We start from the raw sequence: 24,536 nt of genomic DNA, 5'->3' as shown, positions 1-24,536 counted from the left end.
CGAGGGAACGTCATCTTGGTGTTCCCGTCGGCGATTTCAGGTCGCCGTCCGGGGAGTCAGCTGTGCCGACAGCCAGGTCGGGACGCCGCCGAGGAGCCGGAAGAGACGCCTCGCCTCGGCGCGCAGCCGGCCCGCCTCCGGTTCGGTCTCCGTGTCGGCGAGGGCGGTGAGGGCCGGGGCCGTGCCGACCAGATAGCCCAACTCCTCGCGGATCCGCAGCGATTCGGCGAAGCCGTGCCGGGCCTCCGCCAACTCGCCTTCCCGCAGGGCCAGTCCGGCGAGATGGCGCCAGGTGGAGGAGAGCAGCAGCGAGTCCCCCTGGTCCGTCGCTCCCGCGTGCGCCCTGCGGTACGCGGCACGGGCCGCCTGCGGGGAGTCGCCGAGGTTCTGGGCGATGAGCCCGCGCCGGAGGTCCAGCAGGGGCCGGCCCTTGGCCGAGGGCCCGATCAGGGCCGCCGCCCGGCCCAGGGCCATCCGGGCCTCGTCGGCCCGGTCGCGTACCCCGAGGAGCGTGGACGCGTAGGCGAGATAGCCGCGTTCGCAGGCGGCGGCCCCGCGCTCCTCGTCGGTACGGGCGACCGCCTCGGCCGCCCGGAGGGCCTCCTCGGCGTCGGCCCAGCCCTGTTCGGTGTAGAGACAGCGCTCGATCAGCAGGGCCGCCCGTTCGAGCGCGGCGGCCGGTTCGGTCGCGTACGGGGCGAGCAGCGCTGCCGCGTCCGTCCAACAACCTCGGGAGCGGAGCCGCCATATGGCGGTCTCCACGGGAGTCTCCTTGCCGTAGGCGAGGGACGGATCTTCGCCACCCCTTGATTCGGAACCAGACATGGCGGTATCCGCCACATTGCCCTCCCCGAGCGCGCCATTGAGCTGTTGAGTAGACCCGCATCTCAGCACGAAGGGCAGCACCTGGCCAAGGGGTCAGGTGAAAGAATTCACAAGAGTCCGGGGCGGGCGGACGCCGTCGTCGGGGCGGCGGCCGACAGCCCGTCAGATGACCGTCGGGCCCGGGATCAGGCCCCGGCGCGGCCCGTCGGACGCTTTGGCCGACGGGCCGCCACCAGCCCGGATGTCACTCCTGCGGACTCCACCGAAAGAGTGAATCCGCAGGACGCGAGTGCATGTGGATCAGCCGGGGATCGGCTGTGGATCAGCGGTGGATCAGCTCATCCGGAGGGCGAGGAAGAAGTCGAGCTTGTCCTCCAGACGGGAGAGGTCGCGGCCCGTGAGCTGCTCGATCCGGCCCACCCGGTAGCGCAGCGTGTTCACGTGCAGGTGCAGCCGAGTGGCGCAGCGCGTCCAGGAGCCGTCGCAGTCGAGGAACGCCTCCAGGGTCGGGATGAGCTCCGCGCGGTGACGGCGGTCGTAGTCGCGCAGCGGGTCGAGCAGCCGGGCCGTGAACGCGCGGCGGACGTCGTCCGGCACGAACGGCAGCAGCAGGACGTGCGAGGCGAGCTCGTGGTGGCCCGCGGCGCAGACCCGGCCCGGACGGGCCGCGGCGACCCGGCGGGCGTGCCTGGCCTCCTCCAGGGCCCCTCGCAGGCCCTCTGCCGAGTGCACGGCCGCGCTGACGCCGAGCGTGAGCCGCCCGTCGTCGGCGAGGCCGGAGGAGAGCGGGGCGCGTACGGCGGCGAGCAGCGCGTCCGCGTGCAGCCCGAGCGCGGTCGCCGCGCCCTCGTCCTCGCTGTCCGGCAGCGGCGCGGTGGCCAGCGGGACCAGCGCGATCGCCTCGTCGCCGCTGTGCGCGACGGCGATCCGGTCCGCGGACTCGGCCCCGACGGTCGCCGGGTCGACGAGGATCTCCTCCAGGAGCGCCTGGGCGACCGGGCCGCCGTCCACGGCGTTGCCCTGGCCGGCCTCCTGCTCCCAGTCGACGCGGGCGACGACGACCTGCCAGTGCGGGGACGTGCCGAGCCCGGGCAGCAGCACCGGGGCCGCGACCCGCAGACGGGCCGCGATCTCGGCGGGCGCGGCGCCCGTCTGCACCAGCTCCAGGACCTCCTGGGCGAGCCGGCGCCGTACCGTACGGGCCGCGTCGCGCCGGTCCCGCTCGACGGCGATCAGCTGGGTGACGCCCTGGAGCAGGTCAAGACGGGCGGCGGGCCAGTCCCCGGCGTCCGCCTCGACGGCGAGCAGCCAGTCCGACAGGACCGTCTCGCGCACGTCACGGGAGGCGGGGGCCGGGCCCCTGCCGGTGTTGCGGATCGGGAACAGCGAGTACGTGGCTCCGGCGATGCTCAGCCGGTGCGGGCCGCGCCGGCCGGTCCGGGTCGCGGCCAGGTGCTCGCCCGCCAGGGTCGCCGCGAGGCCGCTGTCGAGGGGCTCGCCGGCGCCCGCGATCTGGCGGCCGGTGGGGGAGAGGACCCAGGCCCGGAGGTCCAGGTCGGAGCCGAGCAGGTCGAGGACGACCTCGGGTCCGCCGCCCGCCGGTCCCGAGGTCATGAGCCGCCGGTGCCGGTCGACGACGGCCGCCAGGTCGCCCGCCCGCTCGCCGGACACCTGTCGAACAACGTGCTCGGTGATCGTCGCGAACGCAACGGTCTCGTTCACCGCGAAGAGCGGCAGCCGATGGCGCAAACACGCCTGTACGAGATCGTCGGGGATGTCGCCGAGCTCCGCCTCGCCCGCCGCGAGGGCCGCCACCCCGGCCGAGGCCAGGATCCGGACGAAGGGCTCGGCGTCGGCCGCGTCCCGCAGCCAGGCGAGGCCGGTGAGCACCAGCTCGCCGCCGGACAGGTACCGGCTGGGATCCTTGAGGTCAGTCGTCATCACACCGCGGACGGTGCGGTCCAGCTCGTCGTCGCCGCCGAGCAGCCGCAGCCCCAGCGCGTCGTTCTCCAGCAGTGCGCGCAGCCGCATCGTGTCGCCGCCGTTCCTTCGAGTGGGTGATCGTGGGTGTCGCGTTGTCGACGGTGGCGTGGTGCCACCGTTTCCAGGGGAAAACGGAGAGGTTGCTGTTCTCCGCCTTTCGTTCGAATCTACAAGACGACGACGGGAGCCAGCCAACTCCTTCATGTTTTCGGTGACTGCACCCGGGCGAAGGTGGGCTTGTGTACTAGGCCACACACCGCGTTAACAGCACATGAATAAGAAAGTCGAGGGCCGGCCGTCCCCCCGGGCCCAGGCGTTCGACCCCCGATCACTAGAAGCACTAGAAGAGAGCCACCATGGACTTCCTTCGCCCCGCCAGCTGGGAGGAGGCGCTCGCCGCCAAGGCCGAGCACCCCACGGCCGTGCCCATTGCGGGTGGCACCGACATCATGGTCGAGATCAACTTCGACCACCGGCGGCCCGAGTACCTCCTGGACCTGAACCGTATCGAGCTGCTGCGCGAGTGGGAGGTCGGGGAGGAGAACGTCCGCCTCGGCGCGTCCGTTCCGTACACCCAGATCATGGAGAACCTGCGGACCGAGCTCCCGGGCCTGGCCCTCGCCTCGCACACGGTCGCCTCCCCGCAGATCCGCAACCGCGGCGGCGTCGGGGGCAACCTCGGCACCGCCTCGCCCGCCGGTGACGCCCACCCCGCCCTGCTCGCCGCGGGTGCCGAGGTCGAGGTCGAGTCGGTCCGCGGCAGCCGGTTCATCCCGATCGACGAGTTCTACACGGGCGTGAAGCGCAACGCGCTCCAGCCCGACGAGCTCATCAAGACCGTCCACGTCAAGAAGGCGGACGGCCCCCAGCAGTACTCCAAGGTCGGCACCCGCAACGCGATGGTCATCGCCGTCTGCGCCTTCGGCCTGGCCCTGCACCCGGAGACCCGGACGGTGCGTACCGGCATCGGCTCCGCCGCGCCGACCCCGATCCGTGCCAAGGAGGCCGAGGCCTTCCTGAACGCGGCTCTCGAAGAGGGCGGCTTCTGGGACAACGGCAAGATCATCACCCCGTCGATCGCGAAGCAGTTCGCCGACCTCTGCTCGGGCGCCGCCAACCCGATCGACGATGTCCGAGGCACCGCCAAGTACCGCCGCCACGCCGTCGGCATCATGGCCCGCCGCCAGCTCGGCTGGACCTGGGAGCAGTACCGCGGAAGCGGCCGCACGCTTGAGGGAGCTGCATAACCATGCGCGTCAATTTCACGGTCAACGGCCGTCCCCAGGAAGCCGACGACGTCTGGGAGGGCGAGTCCCTCCTCTACGTCCTGCGTGAGCGGATGGGCCTCCCCGGCTCCAAGAACGCCTGCGAGCAGGGCGAGTGCGGTTCCTGCACCGTCCGCCTCGACGGCGTGCCGGTCTGTTCCTGCCTCGTCGCCGCCGGTCAGGTCGAGGGCCGCGAGGTCGTCACCGTCGAAGGCCTCGCCGAGTTCGCCAAGGACCGCGCGGAGCACGCCGGTTGCGCCGCGGGCACCTGTGGCACCTCGCTCGACGCCGCCAAGCGGTGGGAGGCGAAGCCCGGTCAGGACTCGCAGACCGGTGAGGGTGTCGAACTCTCCCCGATCCAGCAGGCGTTCATCGACGCCGGCGCCGTCCAGTGCGGTTTCTGCACCCCCGGTCTGCTCGTCGCGGCCGACGAGATGCTGGAGCGCAACCCGTCCCCGACGGACGCGGACATCCGCGAGGCGCTCTCCGGCAACCTGTGCCGCTGCACGGGCTACGAGAAGATCCTCGACGCGGTCCGCCTCGCGGCCGCTCGCCAGGAGCGTCAGGAAGAGGCGGTCTGACGATGACTCAGAACACACGCACCGTTCCGGTGGGCACGCCCACCGACGTCACGCAGAACCACGTCAAGGGCGGCATCGGCGAGTCCACGCTCCGCCCCGACGGCACCCTCAAGGTCACCGGCGAGTTCGCGTACTCCTCGGACATGTGGCACGAGGACATGCTGTGGGGCCAGATCCTGCGCTCCACCGTCGCGCACGCCGAGATCGTGTCCATCGACACGACCGAGGCCCTCGTGATGGACGGCGTCTACGCCGTCCTGACGCACGAGGACCTGCCGGCCGCGAAGAACTACGGCATGGAGTTCCAGGACACCCCGGTCCTCGCCTACGGCAAGGTCCGTCACCACGGTGAGCCGGTCGCCCTCGTGGCCGCCGACCACCCGGAGACCGCCCGCCGCGCCGCCGCGAAGATCAAGATCGAGTACCGGGAGCTCCCGGTCATCACGGACGAGGCCTCGGCCACCGCTCCGGACGCGATCCTGGTCCACGAGGGCCGCGACGACCACCACTCCGGTCACGTCCCGCACCCGAACATCGTGCACCGCCAGCCGATCATCCGCGGCAACGCGACCGAGGCCGCCAAGAAGGCCGACGTCATCGTCACGGGCGAGTACACCTTCGGCATGCAGGACCAGGCCTTCCTCGGCCCGGAGTCCGGCCTCGCGGTGCCGTCCGAGGACGGCGGCGTCGACCTCTACGTCGCCACCCAGTGGCTGCACTCGGACCTCAAGCAGATCGCCCCCTGCCTCGGCCTCCCCGAGGAGAAGGTCCGCATGACGATGGCGGGCGTCGGCGGCGCGTTCGGCGGTCGCGAGGACATCTCGATGCAGATCCTCGCCTCCATCCTCGCGCTCCGCACCGGCAAGCCCGTCAAGATGGTCTACAACCGGTACGAGTCCTTCTTCGGGCACGTCCACCGGCACCCGGCGAAGCTCTGGTACGAGCACGGCGCCACCAAGGACGGCAAGCTCACGCACATGAAGTGCAAGATCGTGCTCGACGGCGGCGCCTACGCGTCGTCGACGGCCTCGGTCGTCGGCAACGCCTCGTCCCTCTCGGTCGGCCCGTACGTCATCGAGGACGTCGAGATCGAGGCGATCGGCCTCTACACCAACAACCCGCCCTGCGGCGCCATGCGCGGCTTCGGCGCGGTCCAGGCCTGCTTCGCGTACGAGGCCCAGATGGACAAGCTCGCGGCGAAGCTGGGCATGGACCCGGTGGAACTGCGCCAGCTCAACGCCATGGAGCAGGGCACGATCATGCCGACCGGCCAGATCGTCGACTCGCCGGCCCCGGTCGCCGAGCTGCTCCGTATCGTCAAGGCCCGCCCGATGCCGCCGGAGCAGCAGTGGCTCGCGGCCGGCGAGGACGCGGACGTCCGCGCCCTTCCGGGTGGCCTCTCCAACACCACGCACGGCGAGGGTGTCGTCCGGGGTGTCGGCTACGCCGTCGGCATCAAGAACGTCGGCTTCTCCGAGGGCTTCGACGACTACTCGACCGCCAAGATCCGCATGGAGGTCATCAACGGCGAGGCCGTCGCCACGGTCCACACCGCCATGGCGGAGGTCGGCCAGGGCGGCGTCACCATCCACGCGCAGATCGCACGTACCGAGCTCGGCGTCCAGCAGGTCACCATCCACCCCGCGGACACGCAGGTGGGCTCGGCCGGTTCGACCTCCGCGGGCCGCCAGACGTACATGACCGGCGGCGCCATCAAGAACTCCTGCGGGATCGTCCGCGAGAAGGTCCTGGAGATCGGCCGGCGCAAGTTCGGCTCGTACCACCCGGCGTGGGCCAACGCCGAACTCCTCCTGGAGGGCGGCAAGGTCGTCACCGACGGCGGCGACGTCCTCGCCACCATCGCGGACGTCCTCGAGGGCCAGGCCGTGGAGGTCGAGGAGGAGTGGCGCCACCGCCCCACGCAGGCCTTCGACCTCGTCACCGGCCAGGGCGACGGACACGTCCAGTACGCCTTCGCCGCGCACCGCGCGGTGGTGGAGGTCGACACCGAGCTCGGCCTGGTGAAGGTCATCGAACTGGCCTGCGCCCAGGACGTCGGCAAGGCGCTCAACCCGCTCTCCGTGATCGGCCAGATCCAGGGTGGCACCACCCAGGGCCTGGGCGTCGCGGTGATGGAGGAGATCATCGTCGACCCGAAGACCGCGAAGGTGCGCAACCCCTCCTTCACGGACTACCTGATCCCCACCATCCTCGACACGCCGACCATCCCGGTCGACTACCTCGAGCTGGCGGACCCGAACGCCCCGTACGGAGTGCGCGGCATCGGTGAGGCCCCGACCCTGTCGTCCACCCCGGCCGTCCTCGCGGCGATCCGGGCCGCGACGGGCCTGGAGCTCAACAAGACGCCGGTCCGCCCCGAGGCGCTCACCGGCACCCTCTAGGACTCTCCGGGCGGTGTGTGCCTCCCAGGAACGTCACACTTCCCAGCCCGCACCGCCCGGAGTACTTCCCCCGGTACCCGCTCTACCAGGCACCCGCAGTACCAGCACCACCGCAGCACCCGCAGTACCCCCGTAGTACCCGCAGTGCCGATTCATTCCGTTCGTCTCGGGCCGTCCCCCGGGTCGTGCAGCCCACGCAGCATCCCAAATCCCGCAGCTTCAACCAGATCAGAATCCCTTCGAAGTCTGATGCGGGTGCCCCTTTGAACCTTGGGAGTAGGCCCCATGACCCAGTCGTCTGTGGAGCCCAAGACCGCTTCGGAGGACGCGGGCTCCGGCTCCAACGTCCCCGCCGGCCGCTCTTGGCTCGACCGGTACTTTCACATCTCGGAGAGAGGATCCACCGTCGCGACGGAGATCCGCGGCGGCGTCACCACCTTCATGGCGATGGCGTACATTCTCCTGCTCAACCCGATCCTCCTCGGTGGACCGGACGTCGAGAAGAACGTTCTCGGCTCCTCCGCCGTCATCACGGCGACCGCCCTCGCGGCGGCGGTGACCACCCTGCTGATGGGCTTCATCGGCAAGGTCCCGCTGGTCCTCGCGGCCGGTCTCAGTGTCTCCGGTGTGCTCGCCACACAGGTCGTGCCCGCGATGACCTGGCCGCAGGCCATGGCCATGTGTGTCGTCTACGGTCTGGTGATCTGCCTCCTGGTGGTCACCGGTCTCCGCGAGATGATCATGAACGCGATCCCGCTCGCGCTCAAGCACGGCATCACCATCGGCATCGGCCTCTTCATCGCGCTGATCGGCTTCAACAAGGCCGGCTTCGTCGGCGCCGGCCCGCAGTTCGGCCCGCCCGTCACCATGGGCTCCGGCGGTGAACTCGTCGGCTGGCCCGTGCTGATCTTCGCTGTCACCCTGCTCGCCATCTTCGCGCTCCAGGCCCGCAAGATCCCGGGCGCGATCCTCATCGGCATCGTCGCCGGCACGGTCATCTCGCTGATCGTCAACGCGGTCGCCGACATCCCGGCCAAGGGCCCGGGCGCCTGGGCCAACGGCTCGCCCGAGCTCAAGGGCAGCGCGGTCTCGACCCCGGACTTCTCGCTCTTCGGCGACGTCGACTTCGGCGGCTGGGGCGACGTCGGCTACATCACGGTCGGCGTGATCGTCTTCACCCTGGTCCTCGCCGGCTTCTTCGACGCCATGGCCACCATCATCGGTGTCGGCACCGAGGCCAACCTGGCCGACGACAAGGGCCGGATGCCCGGCCTGTCCAAGGCGCTGTTCATCGACGGCGCGGGCGGCGCTATCGGCGGCGTCTCCGGCGCCTCCGGCCAGACCGTGTTCGTGGAGTCCGCCACCGGCGTCGGCGAAGGCGCTCGTACCGGCTTCTCCTCCGTCATCACCGGCCTGTTCTTCGCGGCCTGCCTCTTCTTCACACCGATCACCCAGATCGTGCCCCGTGAGGTCGGCTCCGCCGCCCTGGTCGTCATCGGCGCGATGATGATGATGAACGCCAAGCACGTGAACTGGGGCGACAGCTCCGTCGCCATCCCGGTCTTCCTCACCGTCGTGCTGATGCCGTTCACCTACAGCATCACCCCGGGTGTCGCGGCCGGCGTCATCGCCTACACCGTCATCAAGGTGGCGCAGGGCAAGGCCCGCGAGGTCGGCGCGTTCATGTGGTGCCTGACCGGCATCTTCATCGTGTTCTTCGCTCTTCACCCCATCGAGAGCTGGCTGGGCGTCAGCTGACGTCGTACCGTCGCCCTCCGTACACACCCAAGGAGACCGAAATGCTGGACATCGCCGAAGAGCTGCACCGGTGGGTCGAGCAGGGACGCACGTTCGCCGTCGCCACCGTCGTGGCGGTCGGCGGCAGCGCGCCCCGGCAGCCAGGAGCCGCTCTCGCCGTCGACAGCGAGGGCACGGCGATCGGCTCGGTCTCCGGCGGGTGTGTGGAGGGCGCGGTCTACGAGCTGTGTCAGCAGGCCCTCGAAGACGGGCAGACCGTCGTCGAGCAATTCGGCTACAGCGACGAGGACGCCTTCGCGGTCGGCCTGACCTGCGGCGGCATCATCGACATCCTCGTCACCCCGGTCCGCGGCGGGGTCTTCCCCGCCGCGCTCGCGGCCGCCTCCACGGGGGAGGCGGCGGCCCTCGCCCGGATCGTCGACGGACCGGCCGAGCTGCGGGGCACCGCCCTCCTCGTCCGCCCCGACGGCTCGTACGAGGGGAAGCTCGGGGGCCACCCCGAGCTGGACCGCACCGCGGCGGGCGAGGCCCGCGCGATGCTCGACGCGGGCCGCACCGGCACCGTGGAGATCGGCGAGGACGGCAGCCGCTGCGGACAGCCGCTGACCCTCCTGGTCGAGTCCTCGGTCCCCGCCCCCCGCATGATCGTCTTCGGTGCCATCGACTTCGCCGCCGCCCTCGTCCGGGTCGGCAAGTTCCTCGGCTACCACGTCACCGTCTGCGACGCGCGGCCCGTCTTCGCGACGCCGGCCCGCTTCCCCGAGGCCGACGAGATCGTCGTCGAGTGGCCCCACCGCTACCTGGAGTCGACGGAGGTCGACGGCCGCACCGTGCTGTGCGTGCTCACCCACGACGCCAAGTTCGACGTGCCCCTGATCAAGGCCGCCCTGAAGCTTCCCGTCGCGTACATCGGCGCGATGGGCTCCCGTCGCACCCACGAGGACCGCAACACGCGCCTGCGCGAGGTCGGCGTCACCGAGCTCGAACTCGCCAGGCTGCGCTCCCCGATAGGCCTCGACCTCGGCGCCCGTACGCCGGAGGAGACCGCCCTGTCCATCGGCGCCGAGATCGTCGCCAACCGGCGCGGCGGCACCGGCGCCTCGCTCACCGGCGCGCACACCCCGATCCACCACGACGGCCCCCGCGAGCCGGACGGCCGCATAGGGTCCGTCGCCTGACGGGAGCCGGTGGGGCGCCGCGTCCCCAGGCGCTTCCCCCGCGTCGTCCGCCGCTCCGGCGCCATCGGTCCACTTTGGCCGAATCACCGCTCGACAGAGGCCACGCGGCTCCGGAGCATGGCGCAAGACGTGAAGGCGGTTACGGGTTAGGCCCGCCGTTCCCCACGTGCCGCCCTCCGCCCTCGCGGTGAGAGCCGGGGCGGTTCCGGCAGAGCCCGTGTGCGACGCGGGGTGAGGCAGGGAATGGGCGGCCGTGGAGCGGATCGGCGACTACACGGTCCAGCGACTGCTGGGTACCGGAGGGATGGGGTCCGTCTACCTGGCGCGCTCGCTGTCCGGCAGGCTCGTGGCGATCAAGGTCATCCGGCCCGAGTACGCCGACGACGTCCGATTCAGGGACCGATTCCGCCAGGAGGTCGAGGCCGCCCGCAAGGTCGGAGGCTTCCACACGGCGGCGGTGGTCGACGCGGATCCGGACGCCCCGCAGCCGTGGATGGCCAGTGCCTACATCGAGGGACCGACCCTGCACGCGGAGGTCGCGCGGAGTGGCCCGTTGTCCGAAGAGCGGCTCTGGCGACTCGCCGCGGCGCTGGCGGAGGCACTGGAGGCCATCCACGCCCGCGGCCTCGTGCACCGCGATCTGAAGCCCGCCAACATCGTGCTGGCCTCCGACGGCCCCCGCGTCCTGGACTTCGGGGTCGCCCGCGCCGTGGAGGAGTCCCGGCTGACGACCGACGGCGTGGTGGTCGGCACCGCCGGGTACCACTCGCCCGAGCAGGCCCTCGGGCATCCCGTCACCGGGGCGAGCGACCTGTTCGCCCTCGGTGCGGTCCTGATCGCGGCGGCCGGCGGAAGTGCGTTCGGCCACGGCTCGACCCCCGGGCTGATGTACAGGGTGGTGCACGAGGACCCGGACGTCTCCGTGGTGCCGTCGTCGTTGCGCCCCCTGGTCCTCGCCTGCCTCCGGAAGGATCCCGCCGACCGCCCGTCCCCGAGAGGACTGCTCGCCCTGTGCGCGGAACGTGTCGGCGCCCCGCCGACGCACGAGGCCACGGTGGTCGACGATGCGCCACCGCCAACTCCACCGCCAACTCCACCGCCACCTCCGCCGCCGACGGTGTCCGCCTCTTCACCGGGGCCGGCACGGGAAGCGGAGGACGGTGCGGCGGACCCTCTCCGGGCGTCCGCGCCTCCCCTGGCCGTCTACCACGTGCGCAGGAGCGTCTGGTTCCTCCAGATCCTGCGCAACATGCTCGGCATTGCCGGACTCGTCTGCGGGGCGGTGCTGGGCGGCACGCTCGATCTCCCCATCGCGTTGCAGGCGGTGGCCGGGATCGCGGCGTTCCTGCTGGGCATTCGGCTCCTCGGCCTGCTCGGCACGGCCAAGGACGGCCTCACGCTCAACGATCGCGGCATCGGCGTGGGCCCGCACAACAGCCTCGTGGTCATCCCCTGGCACGAGATCAGGGCTCTGGAACTGACGCGGCACGCCGGATGGACGGACCTGTCCCTCCACCTCGACGTGGTACGCCCGCTGCCCACGGGATTCCAGCACCCGACCTGGGTCCGCCACAGCCGGGGTGTCACCCGCATCAGCACACGGAGACTCTCCCCCCTCGGCACCGCCCCCCGACTGCCCGACGCGGTCCACGCGTTCGCGAGCCGTCACCGGGTGAGGGTGAGCGAAGGCCAGGGGTGAACCGGAACACCTCCTGGCAGGCGTCGTCCGGGGGGCGCGAGCAGCGGGCCGTCGCCCTCGCGCAGAGGCCTCGGTCAGTCGCTCTTCGCGCCCCGCCCCCGTACGGTCGGCGCCCAGGCGGGCTCCTCCTCGGGGGCCTCCGCCTCGGCCCGCCGCCCGCCCCGGGCGAAGAAGTCCGCGAGCGGCAGGATCGCCGCGCCGACCGTCACCGCGTCGGGGCCGAGCGTCCCCATCGCGATGCCGACCCGGGCCGCCGGGTACGCGAGCGCGTACTCCTTCGTGTAGCCCTTGACCGTCTCCAGGAAGCGGGCACCGAGCTGGAGGCCCGCCCAGCCGCCGACGAGGATGCGCTCGGGCTGGAAGAGATTGATCAGATCGCCGAAGCCGGCGCCCAGGTACTCGGCGGTCTCCTCCAGGACGGCGAGCGCCGTCGCGTCGGGCGTCCGCCCCGCGTCGGCGGGGTACGCGGCGGCCAGCATCGCCGTCAGCGCGGTCTCCTCGTCCGCGCCGGCCGGCGCGGCGCCACCCGCCTCGCGCCACCGCTCCAGGAGCGCCTCCGCGCCCGCGTACGCCTCCAGGCAGCCCCGGGAGCCGCAGCGGCAGCGACGCCCCCGGACCCGTACCGTCAGATGACCCCATTCGAGCGCCCGGCCCGGCCCCATCGGGTCCGTGACGACACAGGCGCCGACGCCCGAGCCGAAGAGCACGACCACGGCACTCCGCGCGCCCCGCCCGGCCCCGAACCACATCTCGGCCTGGCCGAGTGTCTTGGCGCCGTTGTCGATCCGGTACGGGACGGAGACCGGCAGCTCCACGGCCTCGCGCAGGAGCCGCTCCAGCGGGACGGCGTCCCAGCCGATGGTCTGGCCGTGGACGACGGCGCCGTCCTCGACGGTACGGGCCACGATGCCGGGTACGCCGACCCCGACGCCGAGGAGCCGCTCGGCGGGGACGCCCGCCGTCCGCAGGACCTCGGCGATGCCGTCGCGGACGAGGCCGACGACGAGCCCGACCTCGTACCGGTCGCTGGAATGGGGGCTGTCGACCGCCAACGGGAGTTCCGTGCGCGCGAGTTCGGTGAGGGTGAGGTCGAAGAGCTCGACCCTGACCCGGGTTTCGCCGACGTCGACGCCGATCATGAAGCCGCTGCCGGGGGTGATCCGCAGCAGGGTACGGGGCCGGCCGCCGGCCGAGTCGACGCTGCCGGCCTCCTCCACGAGGCCCTCCGCGACGAGTTCGCCGACCACGTTGCTGACCGAGCCCGAGCTCAGGCCCGTCGCGGGCCCCAGCGAGAACCGGCTCATCGGCCCGTCGAAGTAGAGCCGGTGGAGGACGGCTGTGCGGTTCTCGCGTCGCAGGTCACGTACCGTGCGGCCGTTCCGCGTGGTCACTGGGCCCCCTGGTGAAGTAGTCCTGACCGAAACATACCGCTGCCGGGACCCTTGGGGGGATTTCCTTTGAGGTTTAACGCATATCCTGAATTAAGTCGGGCGAAGCTCGGGCGGGGTTACGCGCCCAGGAGTGTGCGGAGGTGGGCGCAGGCCCCGGCTTCGGTGTCGTGCGTGGCGACGGGCTCGTGGACCCCGCGCTCGTACACCCCGGTCTCCCAGGCCGTCGTGCCGTCACCGGCCCCGCCCGGCCGCGTCCGCAGATAGACGAAGTCGGGCGGGGTGGGCGCCGGTTCGTGGACGCCCTCGATCCAGTAGTACGCCTCGGGCACCCCGGCCTCCCGGAGTACCCGCTCCAGCGCGTGGCGGTCGGTCACCGTCACGCGGGGACGCGCACCAGGTAGCCGTTGTCGATCAGCCACTTGACGCTGAGGCGCTGGCCCTCGCCCGGGTTCAGGAAGGCCGGGTCCAGCTTGATCTGGCGGCCGCCGCCGGGCTGCTCGAACCAGGGCGCGATGGAGCCCTCCCAGACCACGAACGACCGCGTCACCTCGTACAGGTGGTAGTCGCAGGGGAAGGCGGCGTCGCGGGTGTTGAGGTTCTGCGGGGGCAGCGCGCGCTTGGCGTAGGGGTCACCGGCCGGAGCCAGGTAGGAGCCGAACTCGGAGCCGAAGCGGTCGAGGCGCTCGCCCTCCACCAGCAGCTCGGGCGCCTTGTCGATCTCGCCGTTGACCTCGCCGAAGCCGTCGTTCGGCGGGTACTTCCAGCTGCCGGTGTCGGCCGGACCCTCCCAGTACTTCTTGAGGAAGTCGGCGGAGGAGAGCTTCCCGGTCCGGTGGTAGCGGTTGAGCAGCGGGCCGACCGGCTCCTGCCACTTCCTCGGCAGGAACTTCGGGCCGAACCGCTTGTCGCCCTGGAACTCCCCGGTGCAGGGCTCCGGGGGAGCGGCGTGCGACGCCGCGGCCTGCTGCGGGGCGGGCGTCGCGGAGGGTGCGGCCTGCGCCGCGGGGGCCGCGGCGAGGGCGGCGGTCACGCCCATGGCGGCGAGTACGGCACGGATCCTGAAGGCGGTACGACTGCGCTCCACGCGGAGGTCTCCCTGGGACGGAGTGGTCAGTGGCGCCGCTCACGGTAGTGGATCACCTGCGCAGAGTGATCGAACGCGGACGGAAACCGGCCATCCGCGTCTCCGTGCGTGGTCGTGGGTGCTCAGGCCTTCCGGAGTCCGCTGAGGAGCAGCTCGGCCAGTTGCTCGTACGCCTCGGCGTCGGCCAGGCCGGTCGCCGCGGCCACCTGGCGCCGCTGGATGCGGACCATCACCGAGGAGATGACGTCCGCGGCGAAAGTCACGTGCACCTCGCGGAAGACACCCGCGCGCACGCCCTCCTCGATGAGCTGCTGGACCCGCCCGGCCGCCGCGCGCGTGTTGCGCTCGTACACCTCGGCGGCGGGCTCGAAGGCGGCGACGTCGTCGAAGAACTGCGGCGAGACCGGCGCCAGCTCGGCCGAGACGGCGCGCAGATAGGCGGCCAGTCGCTCGGCGGGGTCGGTCGCGGCGGCGAGGACCGCCTCGACCCGGGCGGTGGCGCGCCGGAAGAAGTGCACGACCGCCGCCCGGACGAGCTGTTCCTTGCTGCCGGCGAGGCCGTACAGGGTGCGCTTCGAGCAGCGCAGGCGGGCGGCGAGGTCGTCGAGCGTCAGGCGGGCGAAGCCCTCGCCGACGAGCAGGGCGACGAGCTCCTCGAAGAGGGCGGAGCGGCGCGCCGCCCCGCGGCCCGTCGGTTTCGGGGCGTCGGCGGAGGGGGTCTCGATCACTCGGTCAGTATTCCAGGCCGCCCTCGGCGGAATCTCGACCCCCGCTGAGGGGGGGGTTCGCCCACACCCTCCTGCGCTACGCTAAGCGGTACTGCAGTACCTTCCCCAGTACCACTTTGCGCGCCGCTGGAGTCGCCATGGATGTCGACCGCCTGCTTCCCACCCCCGAAGCGGCGGACCTCATCGCCCTCACCCGGGAGATCGCCGACAAGGAGCTCTCTCCGCGGGTGAACGAGCACGAGGCCGCCGAGACCTATCCCGAAGGTCTCTTCACCACCCTCGGCGAGGCCGGGCTCCTCGGCCTCGCCTACCCCGAGGAGTACGGCGGCGGCGGTCAGCCGTACGAGGTCTACCTCCAGGTCCTGGAGGAGCTCGCCGCGCGCTGGGCGGCCGTCGCCGTCGCCACCAGCGTCCACACGCTGGCCTGCCACCCCCTCCACACCTTCGGCGCGGCGGAGCAGAAGGAGCGCTGGCTGCCCGCGATGCTGGAGGGCCGGACCATCGGCGGCTACAGCCTCTCCGAACCGCAGGCCGGTTCGGACGCGGCCGCCCTCTCCTGCAAGGCCGAGCTCCAGGACGACGGCAGCGGCTACCGCGTGACCGGCACCAAGGCCTGGATCACCCACGGCGGCCGGGCCGACTTCTACGCCCTCTTCGCCCGTACCGCGCCCGGCAGCCACGGCATCTCGTGCTTCCTCGCCCCCGGCGCCACCGAAGGGCTGAGCTTCGGCCTGCCCGAGCGCAAGATGGGCCTCCAGGCGGTCCCGACCACCTCCGCGTACTGGGACGGCGCCCTCATCGACGCCGACCGGCGCATAGGGGAGGAGGGGCAGGGCCTCCAGATCGCCTTCAGCGCCCTCGACAGCGGCCGCCTCGGCATCGCCGCCTGCGCGACGGGTCTCGCCCAGGCCGCGCTGGACGCCGCCGTCGACTACGCCAACGAGCGCACCACCTTCGGCCGCAGGATCGTCGACCACCAGGGTCTTGGCTTCCTCCTCGCCGACATGGCCGCCGCGGTCGACGCGGCCCGCGCCACCTACCTGGACGCGGCCCGCCGCCGTGATCTCGGCCGCCCCTTCAGCCGCCAGGCCAGCGCGGCCAAGCTCATCGCCACCGACACGGCGATGAAGGTCACCACGGACGCGGTCCAGGTCCTGGGCGGCTACGGCTACACCCGCGACTTCCCGGTGGAGCGCTACATGCGCGAGGCGAAGATCATGCAGATCTTCGAGGGAACGAACCAGATCCAGCGACTGGTCATCAGCCGGGGGCTGGCGCGCCCGGCGTAGGGGCAAGGGGCGGGCGGGTCCCGTCGGCGAGGACTACTTGCCGAGGCTGGCGACGCCGGCCTGGGCGAACTTCTCGTCCAGGTCGCCGGACGGGGCGCCCGCGACGCCGATCCCTGCGATGGGTGCGCCCTTGGCGGTGACGGGGGCGCCGCCGCCGAGGAAGAGGGTGCCGGGGATGTCCTTGAGCGTGGGCGCGTTCGTCAGGCGCTTGGCGAGCTCGGAGGTGGGAGCGTTCCAGGAGACGGCGGTGTACGCCTTCTTCACGGCGGACTCGTAGGACTGGGGGCCGGCGCCGTCGCCGCGGAGGGTGACGAGGGTGTTGCCGTTGCGGTCGACGACGGCGACGGAGACGCGCTGGTTCTCCTTCTCGGCGGCGTCAAGGGTGGCCTGCGCGGCCTTCGTCGCGGCCGCGATCGTCAGGTGCGTCGAGCGCGTCGTGTTCTTGTTCTTGGCGTCCGCCTTGGCGACGGCGGCGGCCGGGGCGGCCGCCGTCTCCTCGTCCGTGGCGCTGGCGGAGTAGGCACCGAAGGCGCCGAGCGCGATGGCCGCGGCGAGTGCGCCACCGGCCACTGCACGGGTGCGCGAGGAGGCCTTCTTCACGTGCTTCATGGGGTCTGCTCCAGGGAACTCGGGGAACCACGAGGGCCGTCGGGAAGCCGGGGCCCGCTCTCTCCCTTCCATCCTGGTGTCGTCACGCGCCTCACCCCGTCGGCGTCCCGGCTGCACCCCGAGGGCTCAACGGCCGACCCCCGGGTCAACCGATCGGATGACCCCACTCCGTCTCGTCGCCCTCCAGGGCCAGTTCGGCGAAGGCCTCGGCCGCCGCGCTCCGGTAGCCGCCGGAGCGGCGCAGCAGGGCGACGCCGCGGGACGGGAGCGCGGGGGAGAGCGGGACGGGCGTCAGGTACGGGTGGTCCCGGGCGACGGCGTCGGGGAGGACCGTGGCCAGGGTCGTACGCCGGACGATCTCGGTGAGCGCGCTGACGGAGTTGGCCTCCACCGCGATCCGGGGCCCTACCCGGTGCTCGGCCACGTACGCGTCGACGTGTCGCCGCGTCGCGAAGTCCTCGCTCAGCAGCGCGAGGTGATGATCGGTCAGATCTGACACGGGTAGCGGTTCGGTCCGGCCCGCGTACGGGTGGGCCGGGCCGACGACGAGGCCCAGCGTCTCTGTGAAGAGCTCCACGGCCTCGACGCCCGGGAGATGGACGCCGTCGAAGGCGATGCCGAGATCCACCCGGTCGGCGAGGAGTTCGGCCTCGATACGGTCCTGCGTCAGCTCCCGCACCTCCACGGTGATGCCGGGATGACGCGTGTGGAACGCGGCGACGAGCGGACCTGTGAGGTACGCGGTGAAGGTCGGGGTGACCGCCAGCCGGAGGAGGCCGCGGGACAGGTCCCGTACGTCCAGCACGGCCCGCTCGCCGGCCGCCAGGTCCCGGAGCGCGCGCCGGGCGTACCGCGCGTAGGTCTCCCCGGCGTCCGTGAGGCGCACGGTCCGGCCGCTGCGGTCCAGGAGCTGGGCCCCGAGCGCCTTCTCCAGCTGCTTGATCTGCTGGGACAGCGTCGGCTGGGCGATACGGAGCTCCTCGGCGGCGCGGGTGAAGTTGGCGTGCTCGGCGACGGCGAGGAGATAGCGGAGGTGGCGGAGTTCCGGCTGCATGGAGACCAGTGTAGGCCGGGTATAGATGTCATCTATGACAGAGATCGATGACCGGTCTTGGACGCTATAGCCCCTGGTCGTGCAGGGTGAAGACATGCCTCATCTCGCCGAGGGAATCGACCGCTTCCAGCGGGAGATCTTCCCTGCCAAGGCCGGGCTCTTCGCCCGCCTGGCCACCGTCCACCGCCCCCGAACCCTCTTCATCGGCTGCTCCGACGCCCGCGTCGTCCCCGAGCTGATCACCCAGACCGAGCCGGGCGAGCTCTTCGTCATCCGCACCGCCGGCAACCTCGTCCCCGCCCACGCCCCGGGCACCGACGCGGTCTCCGCCGGCGTCGAGTACGCCGTCGCGGTCCTCGGCGTCCGGGACGTCATCGTCTGCGGGCACTCCGCCTGCGGCGCGATGACCGCGCTCGCCGAGGGCCACGACCTCGGCTCCGCGCCCGCCGTCGCCGCCTGGCTGCGGCACGCGGACGCCTCCCTGGCCCGCGCCGCCGCGGCCGGAAGCCAGGGGGACGTGGCCGCCCTGGTGCGCGAGAACGTCGCCGCCCAGCTGGCGAACCTCGCCACCCACCCCTCCGTCGCCCGCGCGCTGGCCGCGGGTGACATCCGGCTGCACGGCTGGGTCTTCGACATCGCGGAGGGCTCCGTCCAGGAGCTCGACACCGTCGCCCGCCCCGCCCTCGCCGCCGCCTGACCCCCCGAGACCCCCACAGAAACGAAGGACGTACTTCTCATGGTGCACGCCCAGTTCGACCCCACCGCCCGCCGCGAGCTCGCCCTCGCCGCCGTCGAGGCCAAGACCGTCAAGGACCTGACCTGGCAGCGGATCGCGGACGCCGCCGGATTCTCCGTCGCCTTCACCACCGCCGCCGTCCTCGGCCAGCACGCCCTGCCCGAGGCGTCCGCGCGGGCGGTCGCCGAGCTCCTCGGCCTGGACGAGGACGCCGTACGACTGCTGCGCACGATCCCCACCCGGGGATCGATCGACGGCGGCATCCCGACCGACCCGACGATCTACCGCTTCCACGAGATGCTCCAGGTGTACGGCACCACCTTGAAGGCTCTCGTCCACGAGGAGTTCGGCGACGGCATCATCTCCGCGATCAACTTCACGCTCGACGTGAAGAAGGTCGCCGACCCCGAGGGCGGGGAGCGCGCCGTCATCACCCTCGACGGCAAGTACCTGCCGACCAAGCCCTTCTGATACGGAGCTCAGGATGCGCTCCCGCGCATCACTCGTTCGCCCCGTGGCGGAAGTGCGTGACCGGTCGACCGCCGCCGGAGGATGTCCTGGTTCCGCTTCCGGCGGCGCTGCCTGCGGTTCTATGGTGGGCGCGCAGATCGCGCGGACCGCGCGGTTCTCCGCGGGTACGCGCCCGATCCGACGGCCATCCCGGCGGCAGGGTCCCACCCGCACGACACGAACGAGGAGTTCCATGGACATCGCCGGCTCCGCCGCTCTCGTCACCGGCGCCGCCTCCGGCCTCGGCGCCGCCACGGCCGCCGCGCTCGCCGCCCGCGGCGCCACCGTCTACGGCCTCGACCTGGACAAGGCCGTCGCGGCCGCCGGGCCGCTGCCCGAGGGCGTCCGGCTGCTCGCCGCGGACGTCACCGACGAGGACCAGGTGCGCGAGGCCCTGGCCGCGATCGACGCCGACGGCGCCGAGCTCCGGCTCGCCGTGAACTGCGCGGGCATCGCCCCCTCCGCCCGCATCCTGGGCCGCAAGGGTCCGCACGACCTCGACCTGTTCCGTACGGTGCTCAACGTCAACCTGCTGGGGACGTTCAACGTGATGCGGCTCGCCGCCGAGGCCATCGCCCGGCACGAGCCCGACGAGCACGGGCAGCGCGGCCTCGTCGTGAACACGGCCTCGATCGCCGCCTTCGAGGGCCAGGTCGGCCAGATCGCCTACGCCGCCTCCAAGGCGGGCGTCGCGGGCATGACCGTCACCGCGGCCCGTGACCTGGCGCAGTTCGGCATCAGGGTCGTCACCGTCGCCCCCGGCATCGTCGACACCCCGATGATGGCCGGATTCGGCGAGGACGTCAGGGCCGGTCTCGCGGCGAGCGTCACCTTCCCGCAGCGCCTCGCGCGCCCGGAGGAGTACGCCCGGCTGGTCACGATGATCGTCGAGCACGACTACCTCAATGGGGAGACGATCCGGATGGACGGCGCCCTGCGGATGGCCCCGCGCTGAGCCCGTACTGAGGCCACGCCGACCCTCCGTACCCTCGATGCGGTACTCGGTGCCGGAATTACCCGGCACCAAGTGCCGCATCGGGCGGTTCGGGTGTTAGGTTCGGGCCATGGGAACTGCCTCGACGAACTCTCCGAAGCCCGCGATGCGGGACTCCCTCATCGCCGCGGCCTTCCAGCTCTTCCTTGAGCGCGGCTACGAGCAGACCACCGTCGACGACATCGTCACGCTCGCCGGCGTCGGCCGCCGCTCCTTCTTCCGGTACTTCCCGTCGAAGGAGGACGTGGTCTTCCCCGACCACGAGCAGTGCCTCGCCGACATGACCCGCTTCCTCGCGGCGAGCGCCGACTCCGACGACCCGGTCGTCCGCGTCTGCGACGCCGCCCGGCTCGTCATGCGGATGTACGCCGAGAACCCCACCTTCTCCGTGCAGCGCTACCGGCTCACCCGCGAGGTGACGGGCCTGCGGACGTACGAGCTCTCGGTCGTCTGGCGGTACGAGAAGACCCTCGGCGACTATCTGCGCACCCGCTGGGCCGACCGCCGGGACGGCACCCTGCGCGCCAACGTGGTCGCGGCGGCGGTGGTCGCCGCCCACAACCACGCCCTGCGCCACTGGCTGCGCTCGGGCGGCGAGGGCGACCCGCTGGCGGAGGTGGACCGGGCCCTGGAGTTCGTCCGGGCGACCTGGAGCCCGGACGCGCCGGCGGACGCGCCGGCCGAGGAGAACGAGGACGTCGTGGTGGTCATCACCAAGCGGTCCACGCCGATGTGGCGCGTGGTGCGCGAGGTGGAGTCGAGCCTCGGCGAGGACTGACGGTGGGGTTCGCGTGCTTCGCGGGTTCTCCGCAGGGGTTCTCAGTATCTCGAATTGAGGGAACTCCGGCTCAGGTCTTTATTTGATGGCACTGAGTGCCATATCTTTGCCCTGCACGGTCGAGCCGCCGAGTGCAAGGAGAAGGCATCGTGTTCCACACGGGACTGAGGAGCGGGACCGCCGTCCACGCCGAGGAGTCGGCCCCCGACTCCGAGATCTACTTCCAGCGCTGCCGCTGGTGCCACACCACGACGTTCCAGCGCCTGCTCTGCCCGACCTGCGGGTCGACCGAGCTCACCCCCGAACTCAGCGAGGGCGAGGGCGTGATCTCCGTACGCCGTGGGGTCGCCGCGGCCGACGCGGACCTCTGGCCGGTGTACATGTCGGAGGGCTTCACCGTGCGCTGCCGCGTCGACGGGCCGCTGCACGCGGTACGCCCCGGGGTCCGGGTCAAGCTCTCCTCGGGCGTCGGCGTGACCGGACGCAGGCCGGTGGTCCGGCTCTGCGAGGAGGTTCCGCTCGACGGCTGGTTCTGACACGCGACGGCACACGGAAGGGGCGGGTGAGTGGCACAGAGTGCCATTCACCCGCCCCTTACCGTTGGGCGACGAGGACGGTCAGCGGGCGCCGATCTCGTCCGTCAGCTGCGGCAGGACCTCGAAGAGGTCGCCGACGACGCCGTAGTCCACGAGGTCGAAGATCGGGGCCTCGGGGTCCTTGTTGACGGCCACGATCGTCTTCGACGTCTGCATGCCCGCCCGGTGCTGGATCGCGCCGGAGATGCCCGCCGCGACGTACAGCTGCGGCGAGACCTGCTTGCCGGTCTGGCCGACCTGGTTGGCGTGCGGGTACCAGCCCGCGTCCACGGCGGCGCGGGAGGCGCCGACGGCCGCACCGAGCGAGTCGGCCAGCTTCTCGACGACCGCGAAGCCCTCGGCCGCGCCGACGCCACGGCCGCCGGAGACCACGATCGCGGACTCGGTCAGCTCGGGGCGGCCGGTGGAGACGCGCGGGGTGCGCGAGACGACCTTCGCGGCGTTGCCGGTGAAGGCGACGGCGACGTTCTCGACCGTGCCGGCGGCCGGGGCGGCCTCCGGGGCGGCGGAGTTCGGCTTGACGGTGATGACCGGGACGCCGTGCGAGACCGTCGAGCGCACCTGGTACGAGGCGGCGAAGACGGACTGGGTGGCGACCGGGCCGTTCTCGCCGGCCTCCAGCTCCACGGCGTCGGTGATCAGACCGGAGCCGAGGCGCAGCGCGACACGGGCGGCGATCTCCTTGCCCTCGCCGGACGAGGTCACCAGGACGGCGGCGGCCCCCTTGTCCTTCGCGAGCTGGGTCAGTGCGTCGACCTTGGGGACGACCAGCTGGTCGGTGAACTCGGCGCCGTCCGCGACGTACACGGTGGCCGCGCCGTACTCGCCGGCCGTGGCGGCGATGGAGGCCGCGGCCTCGCCGGCGCCGAGGACGACCGCCGAGGGCTCGCCGATGCGGCGGGCCAGGGTGAGGAGTTCGAGGGCCGGCTTGCGGACCGCACCGTCGGCGTGGTCCACGAGAACCAGGATCTCAGCCATGATTCATTGCTCCTGAGTGGGTGTCTGGCTGACGGTGGTCAGATGAACTTCTGGGTGGCGAGGTAGGCGGCGAGCTGCTTGCCGCCGTCGCCCTCGTCCGTGACGATCGTGCCCTGCGTACGGGCCGGGCGGGCGGCCACGGCGTCGACGAGGGTCCAGGACCCGCCGAGGCCGACCTCGTCGGCGTCGATGTCCAGGTCGTCCAGGTCCAGCTCCTCGACCGGCTTCTTCTTGGCGGCCATGATCCCCTTGAAGGAGGGGTAACGGGCCTCGCCGGACTGGTCGGTGACCGAGACGACGGCCGGCAGCGGGGCCTCCAGGAGCTCGGTGGCGGAGTCGCCGTCGCGGCGGCCCTTGACCGTGCCGCCGTCGACCGAGACCTCGGAGAGCAACGTCACCTGCGGCACGTTCAGCCGCTCGGCGAGCAGGGCCGGCAGGACGCCCATCGTGCCGTCGGTCGAGGCCATGCCGCAGACGACCAGGTCGAAGCCGGTCTTCTCCAGGGCCTTGGCCAGGATCGCCGAGGTGGCGATGACGTCGGAGCCGTGGATGTCCTCGTCGTTGACGTGGACGGCCTTGTCGGCGCCCATCGACAGCGCCTTGCGCAGCGCGTCCTTGGCGTCGTCAGGGCCCACGGTCACGACGGTGACCTCGGCGTCGTCGGACTCCTCGGAGATGCGCAGGGCCTGCTCGACCGCGTACTCGTCCAGCTCGGAGAGCAGGCCGTCGACGGCCTCACGGTCGGTCGTCAGGTCGTCGGCGAAACCGCGGTCGCCGGTCGCGTCGGGGACGTACTTCACACAGACAGCGATCTTCAGGGTCACGGCCTGTCTCCTTTCAACGAGATTGCTATTACGGGAGGTTGCGGGCCATGACGATGCGCTGGACCTGGTTGGTGCCTTCGTAGATCTGGGTGATCTTGGCGTCGCGCATCATGCGCTCGACGGGGTAGTCGCGGGTGTAGCCGTAGCCGCCGAGGAGCTGGACGGCGTCGATGGTGACCTCCATGGCGACGTCGGAGGCGAAGCACTTGGCCGCGGCGCCGAAGAAGGTGAGGTCTTCCTTGTCGCCGCCGGCGGAGACGCGTTCGCTCTTGGCGGCGGCGGCGTAGGTGAGCTGGCGGGCGGCTTCGAGCTTCATGGCCATGTCGGCGAGCATGAACTGGATGCCCTGGAAGTCGGCGATGGGCTTGCCGAACTGCTTGCGTTCCTTGACGTAGCCCTTGGCGTAGTCGAGGGCGCCCTGGGCGATGCCGATGGCCTGGGCGGCGATGGTGACGCGGGTGTGGTCGAGGGTCTTCATCGCGGTGGCGAAGCCGGTGCCCTCGTCGCCGATCATCCGGTCCGCGGGGATGCGGACGTTGTCGAGGTAGACCTCGCGGGTCGGGGAGCCCTTGATGCCGAGCTTCTTCTCCGGGGCTCCGAAGGACACGCCCTCGTCGGACTTCTCCACGACGAAGGCGCTGATGCCCTTGGAGCGCTTGTCCGGGTCGGTGACGGCCATCACCGTGTAGTACTCCGACTCGCCGGCGTTGGTGATCCACCGCTTCACGCCGTTGAGGATCCAGAAGTCGCCGTCGCGGACCGCGCGGGTCTTCATCCCGGCCGCGTCCGAGCCCGCGTCGGGCTCCGAGAGGGCGTAGGAGAACATTGCGTCGCCCTTGGCCAGCGGGCCCAGGTACTTCGCCTTCAGCTCCTCCGAACCGGACAGGATCACCGGCAGCGAGCCCAGCTTGTTCACCGCCGGGATCAGCGACGAGGAGCCGCACACCCGCGCGACCTCCTCGATCACGATCACCGTCGCCAGCGCGTCCGCGCCCGCGCCGCCGTACGCCTCGGGGACGTGCACGGCGTGCAGGTCGTTGGCGACCAGCGCGTCCAGCGCCTCCTGCGGGAACCGGCCCTCCTCGTCCACCGCGGCCGCGAACGGCGCGATCTTCGCCTCCGCCAGCGCACGCACCGACTCCCGGAGCATGTCGTGCTCCTCGGAGGGCCGATACAGGTCGAAGTCCTTGCCCATGATGTGGAGCTCCCCTAGACGCTTGTGGCACCGATGGCACGCTTTTGGCACTGAGTACCCTCAGCAAAACACACTCAGT

Annotated in this window: 23 protein-coding genes; 12 read left to right on the top strand and 11 right to left on the bottom strand. The window is 71.6% G+C overall.

Translation table 11 applies throughout. The features are described 5' to 3' along the window. Positions 1 to 36: 36 nt before the first annotated feature. Positions 37 to 825 carry a hypothetical protein gene (locus OG357_RS08525; RefSeq protein WP_329620580.1) on the bottom strand — a complete coding sequence of 263 codons (789 nt, stop codon included), beginning with the start codon at positions 823 to 825 and terminating at the stop codon, positions 37 to 39. Positions 826 to 1,158: 333 nt separating this feature from the next. Beyond that, positions 1,159 to 2,856: a PucR family transcriptional regulator gene (locus tag OG357_RS08520; RefSeq protein WP_329620579.1), complete on the bottom strand. Its 1,698-nt coding sequence runs from the start codon at positions 2,854 to 2,856 to the stop codon at positions 1,159 to 1,161. Between the two features lie 308 nt (positions 2,857 to 3,164). Between OG357_RS08520 and OG357_RS08515 the strand changes: the two genes are divergently transcribed. From OG357_RS08515 to OG357_RS08490, 6 genes are all read left to right on the top strand, one after another. Continuing rightward, entirely contained in the window at positions 3,165 to 4,055 is an 891-nt protein-coding gene (locus OG357_RS08515) for an FAD binding domain-containing protein (protein ID WP_024760265.1), read from the top strand. Positions 4,056 to 4,057: 2 nt separating this feature from the next. Further along, entirely contained in the window at positions 4,058 to 4,654 is a 597-nt protein-coding gene (locus tag OG357_RS08510; RefSeq protein ID WP_329620578.1) for a (2Fe-2S)-binding protein, read from the top strand. Positions 4,655 to 4,656: 2 nt separating this feature from the next. Further along, a complete protein-coding gene (locus tag OG357_RS08505) occupies positions 4,657 to 7,056 on the top strand; it encodes a xanthine dehydrogenase family protein molybdopterin-binding subunit (protein ID WP_329620577.1) in 2,400 nt (799 codons plus the stop codon). Between the two features lie 285 nt (positions 7,057 to 7,341). Next, a complete protein-coding gene (locus tag OG357_RS08500) occupies positions 7,342 to 8,814 on the top strand; it encodes an NCS2 family permease (RefSeq protein WP_329620576.1) in 1,473 nt (490 codons plus the stop codon). Between the two features lie 41 nt (positions 8,815 to 8,855). Next, complete coding sequence (locus OG357_RS08495; RefSeq protein ID WP_329620575.1) at positions 8,856 to 9,992, top strand: XdhC/CoxI family protein; 1,137 nt, start codon at positions 8,856 to 8,858, stop codon at positions 9,990 to 9,992. A 253-nt stretch (positions 9,993 to 10,245) separates the two neighbouring features. After that, on the top strand, positions 10,246 to 11,691 hold the full coding sequence (locus OG357_RS08490; RefSeq protein WP_329620574.1) for a serine/threonine-protein kinase: 1,446 nt from the start codon (positions 10,246 to 10,248) through the stop codon (positions 11,689 to 11,691). A 74-nt stretch (positions 11,692 to 11,765) separates the two neighbouring features. On the opposite strand, the gene OG357_RS08485 is transcribed toward OG357_RS08490, so the two are convergent. The 4 genes from OG357_RS08485 to OG357_RS08470 all read right to left on the bottom strand — a co-directional run bounded on the left by OG357_RS08485 (position 11,766) and on the right by OG357_RS08470 (position 14,894). Then, the gene (locus tag OG357_RS08485) at positions 11,766 to 13,082 is read right to left on the bottom strand and encodes an ROK family transcriptional regulator (RefSeq protein WP_329620573.1); all 1,317 of its coding nucleotides are present in this window, start codon (positions 13,080 to 13,082) and stop codon (positions 11,766 to 11,768) included. Between the two features lie 116 nt (positions 13,083 to 13,198). Further along, entirely contained in the window at positions 13,199 to 13,462 is a 264-nt protein-coding gene (locus OG357_RS08480) for a hypothetical protein (RefSeq protein WP_329620572.1), read from the bottom strand. Continuing rightward, positions 13,459 to 14,118: a TNT domain-containing protein gene (locus tag OG357_RS08475; RefSeq protein ID WP_329625525.1), complete on the bottom strand. Its 660-nt coding sequence runs from the start codon at positions 14,116 to 14,118 to the stop codon at positions 13,459 to 13,461. Before OG357_RS08475 ends, OG357_RS08480 begins: the two co-directional genes overlap by 4 nt. A 170-nt stretch (positions 14,119 to 14,288) precedes the next feature. Beyond that, on the bottom strand, positions 14,289 to 14,894 hold the full coding sequence (locus OG357_RS08470) for a TetR/AcrR family transcriptional regulator (RefSeq protein WP_329620571.1): 606 nt from the start codon (positions 14,892 to 14,894) through the stop codon (positions 14,289 to 14,291). Between the two features lie 137 nt (positions 14,895 to 15,031). Between OG357_RS08470 and OG357_RS08465 the strand changes: the two genes are divergently transcribed. Next, complete coding sequence (locus OG357_RS08465) at positions 15,032 to 16,183, top strand: acyl-CoA dehydrogenase family protein (RefSeq protein WP_329620570.1); 1,152 nt, start codon at positions 15,032 to 15,034, stop codon at positions 16,181 to 16,183. A 33-nt stretch (positions 16,184 to 16,216) separates the two neighbouring features. Here the strand turns inward: OG357_RS08465 and OG357_RS08460 are convergent, their stop codons facing one another. Beyond that, positions 16,217 to 16,783, bottom strand: coding sequence for a GlcG/HbpS family heme-binding protein (locus OG357_RS08460; protein WP_329625524.1), 567 nt, complete (start codon positions 16,781 to 16,783; stop codon positions 16,217 to 16,219). A gap of 154 nt (positions 16,784 to 16,937) precedes the next feature. Further along, positions 16,938 to 17,846: a transcriptional regulator CynR gene (cynR, locus tag OG357_RS08455; RefSeq protein WP_329620569.1), complete on the bottom strand. Its 909-nt coding sequence runs from the start codon at positions 17,844 to 17,846 to the stop codon at positions 16,938 to 16,940. Positions 17,847 to 17,940: 94 nt separating this feature from the next. Here cynR and OG357_RS08450 point away from each other — a divergent pair, with 94 nt between their 5' ends. From OG357_RS08450 to OG357_RS08430, 5 genes are all read left to right on the top strand, one after another. Continuing rightward, a complete protein-coding gene (locus tag OG357_RS08450; protein WP_329620568.1) occupies positions 17,941 to 18,543 on the top strand; it encodes a carbonic anhydrase in 603 nt (200 codons plus the stop codon). A 39-nt stretch (positions 18,544 to 18,582) separates the two neighbouring features. Next, entirely contained in the window at positions 18,583 to 19,053 is a 471-nt protein-coding gene (gene cynS / locus OG357_RS08445; RefSeq protein WP_329620567.1) for a cyanase, read from the top strand. 232 nt (positions 19,054 to 19,285) lie between these two features. Further along, complete coding sequence (locus OG357_RS08440; RefSeq protein ID WP_329620566.1) at positions 19,286 to 20,047, top strand: SDR family NAD(P)-dependent oxidoreductase; 762 nt, start codon at positions 19,286 to 19,288, stop codon at positions 20,045 to 20,047. Between the two features lie 109 nt (positions 20,048 to 20,156). Then, entirely contained in the window at positions 20,157 to 20,864 is a 708-nt protein-coding gene (locus OG357_RS08435) for a TetR/AcrR family transcriptional regulator (RefSeq protein WP_329620565.1), read from the top strand. A gap of 149 nt (positions 20,865 to 21,013) precedes the next feature. Then, complete coding sequence (locus OG357_RS08430) at positions 21,014 to 21,400, top strand: zinc ribbon domain-containing protein (RefSeq protein WP_329620564.1); 387 nt, start codon at positions 21,014 to 21,016, stop codon at positions 21,398 to 21,400. An 81-nt stretch (positions 21,401 to 21,481) separates the two neighbouring features. Here OG357_RS08430 and OG357_RS08425 read toward each other — a convergent pair whose 3' ends face one another. Genes OG357_RS08425 through OG357_RS08415 form a run of 3 tightly spaced genes read right to left on the bottom strand, consistent with a single transcriptional unit; the run spans position 21,482 to position 24,457 of the window. Further along, on the bottom strand, positions 21,482 to 22,438 hold the full coding sequence (locus OG357_RS08425; protein ID WP_329620563.1) for an electron transfer flavoprotein subunit alpha/FixB family protein: 957 nt from the start codon (positions 22,436 to 22,438) through the stop codon (positions 21,482 to 21,484). A gap of 38 nt (positions 22,439 to 22,476) precedes the next feature. Then, a complete protein-coding gene (locus OG357_RS08420; RefSeq protein WP_329620562.1) occupies positions 22,477 to 23,262 on the bottom strand; it encodes an electron transfer flavoprotein subunit beta/FixA family protein in 786 nt (261 codons plus the stop codon). A 28-nt stretch (positions 23,263 to 23,290) separates the two neighbouring features. Further along, positions 23,291 to 24,457 (bottom strand): acyl-CoA dehydrogenase family protein, encoded by a 1,167-nt coding sequence (locus tag OG357_RS08415; protein ID WP_329620561.1) that lies wholly within the window; start codon positions 24,455 to 24,457, stop codon positions 23,291 to 23,293. Between the last annotated feature and the right edge of the window lie 79 nt (positions 24,458 to 24,536).

Origin of the sequence: Streptomyces sp. NBC_01255 (assembly GCF_036226445.1) — a bacterium.
In the GTDB taxonomy this organism is placed as follows: Bacteria; Actinomycetota; Actinomycetes; order Streptomycetales; family Streptomycetaceae; genus Streptomyces.
This window is presented reverse-complemented; position numbering and strand designations above follow the sequence as displayed.

Bases quoted from the DNA above. Each gene is read 5' to 3' on its own strand.
- OG357_RS08475 (WP_329625525.1), bottom strand. From the start codon at position 14,118: ATGGGCGTGACCGCCGCCCTCGCCGCGGCCCCCGCGGCGCAGGCCGCA.
- OG357_RS08440 (WP_329620566.1), top strand. From the start codon at position 19,286: ATGGACATCGCCGGCTCCGCCGCTCTCGTCACCGGCGCCGCCTCCGGC.
- OG357_RS08425 (WP_329620563.1), bottom strand. From the start codon at position 22,438: ATGGCTGAGATCCTGGTTCTCGTGGACCACGCCGACGGTGCGGTCCGC.
- cynS (WP_329620567.1), top strand. From the start codon at position 18,583: ATGGTGCACGCCCAGTTCGACCCCACCGCCCGCCGCGAGCTCGCCCTC.
- cynR (WP_329620569.1), bottom strand. From the start codon at position 17,846: ATGCAGCCGGAACTCCGCCACCTCCGCTATCTCCTCGCCGTCGCCGAG.
- OG357_RS08510 (WP_329620578.1), top strand. From the start codon at position 4,058: ATGCGCGTCAATTTCACGGTCAACGGCCGTCCCCAGGAAGCCGACGAC.
- OG357_RS08450 (WP_329620568.1), top strand. From the start codon at position 17,941: ATGCCTCATCTCGCCGAGGGAATCGACCGCTTCCAGCGGGAGATCTTC.
- OG357_RS08495 (WP_329620575.1), top strand. From the start codon at position 8,856: ATGCTGGACATCGCCGAAGAGCTGCACCGGTGGGTCGAGCAGGGACGC.
- OG357_RS08415 (WP_329620561.1), bottom strand. From the start codon at position 24,457: ATGGGCAAGGACTTCGACCTGTATCGGCCCTCCGAGGAGCACGACATG.
- OG357_RS08515 (WP_024760265.1), top strand. From the start codon at position 3,165: ATGGACTTCCTTCGCCCCGCCAGCTGGGAGGAGGCGCTCGCCGCCAAG.
- OG357_RS08525 (WP_329620580.1), bottom strand. From the start codon at position 825: ATGTCTGGTTCCGAATCAAGGGGTGGCGAAGATCCGTCCCTCGCCTAC.
- OG357_RS08465 (WP_329620570.1), top strand. From the start codon at position 15,032: ATGGATGTCGACCGCCTGCTTCCCACCCCCGAAGCGGCGGACCTCATC.
- OG357_RS08435 (WP_329620565.1), top strand. From the start codon at position 20,157: ATGGGAACTGCCTCGACGAACTCTCCGAAGCCCGCGATGCGGGACTCC.
- OG357_RS08505 (WP_329620577.1), top strand. From the start codon at position 4,657: ATGACTCAGAACACACGCACCGTTCCGGTGGGCACGCCCACCGACGTC.
- OG357_RS08500 (WP_329620576.1), top strand. From the start codon at position 7,342: ATGACCCAGTCGTCTGTGGAGCCCAAGACCGCTTCGGAGGACGCGGGC.
- OG357_RS08520 (WP_329620579.1), bottom strand. From the start codon at position 2,856: ATGCGGCTGCGCGCACTGCTGGAGAACGACGCGCTGGGGCTGCGGCTG.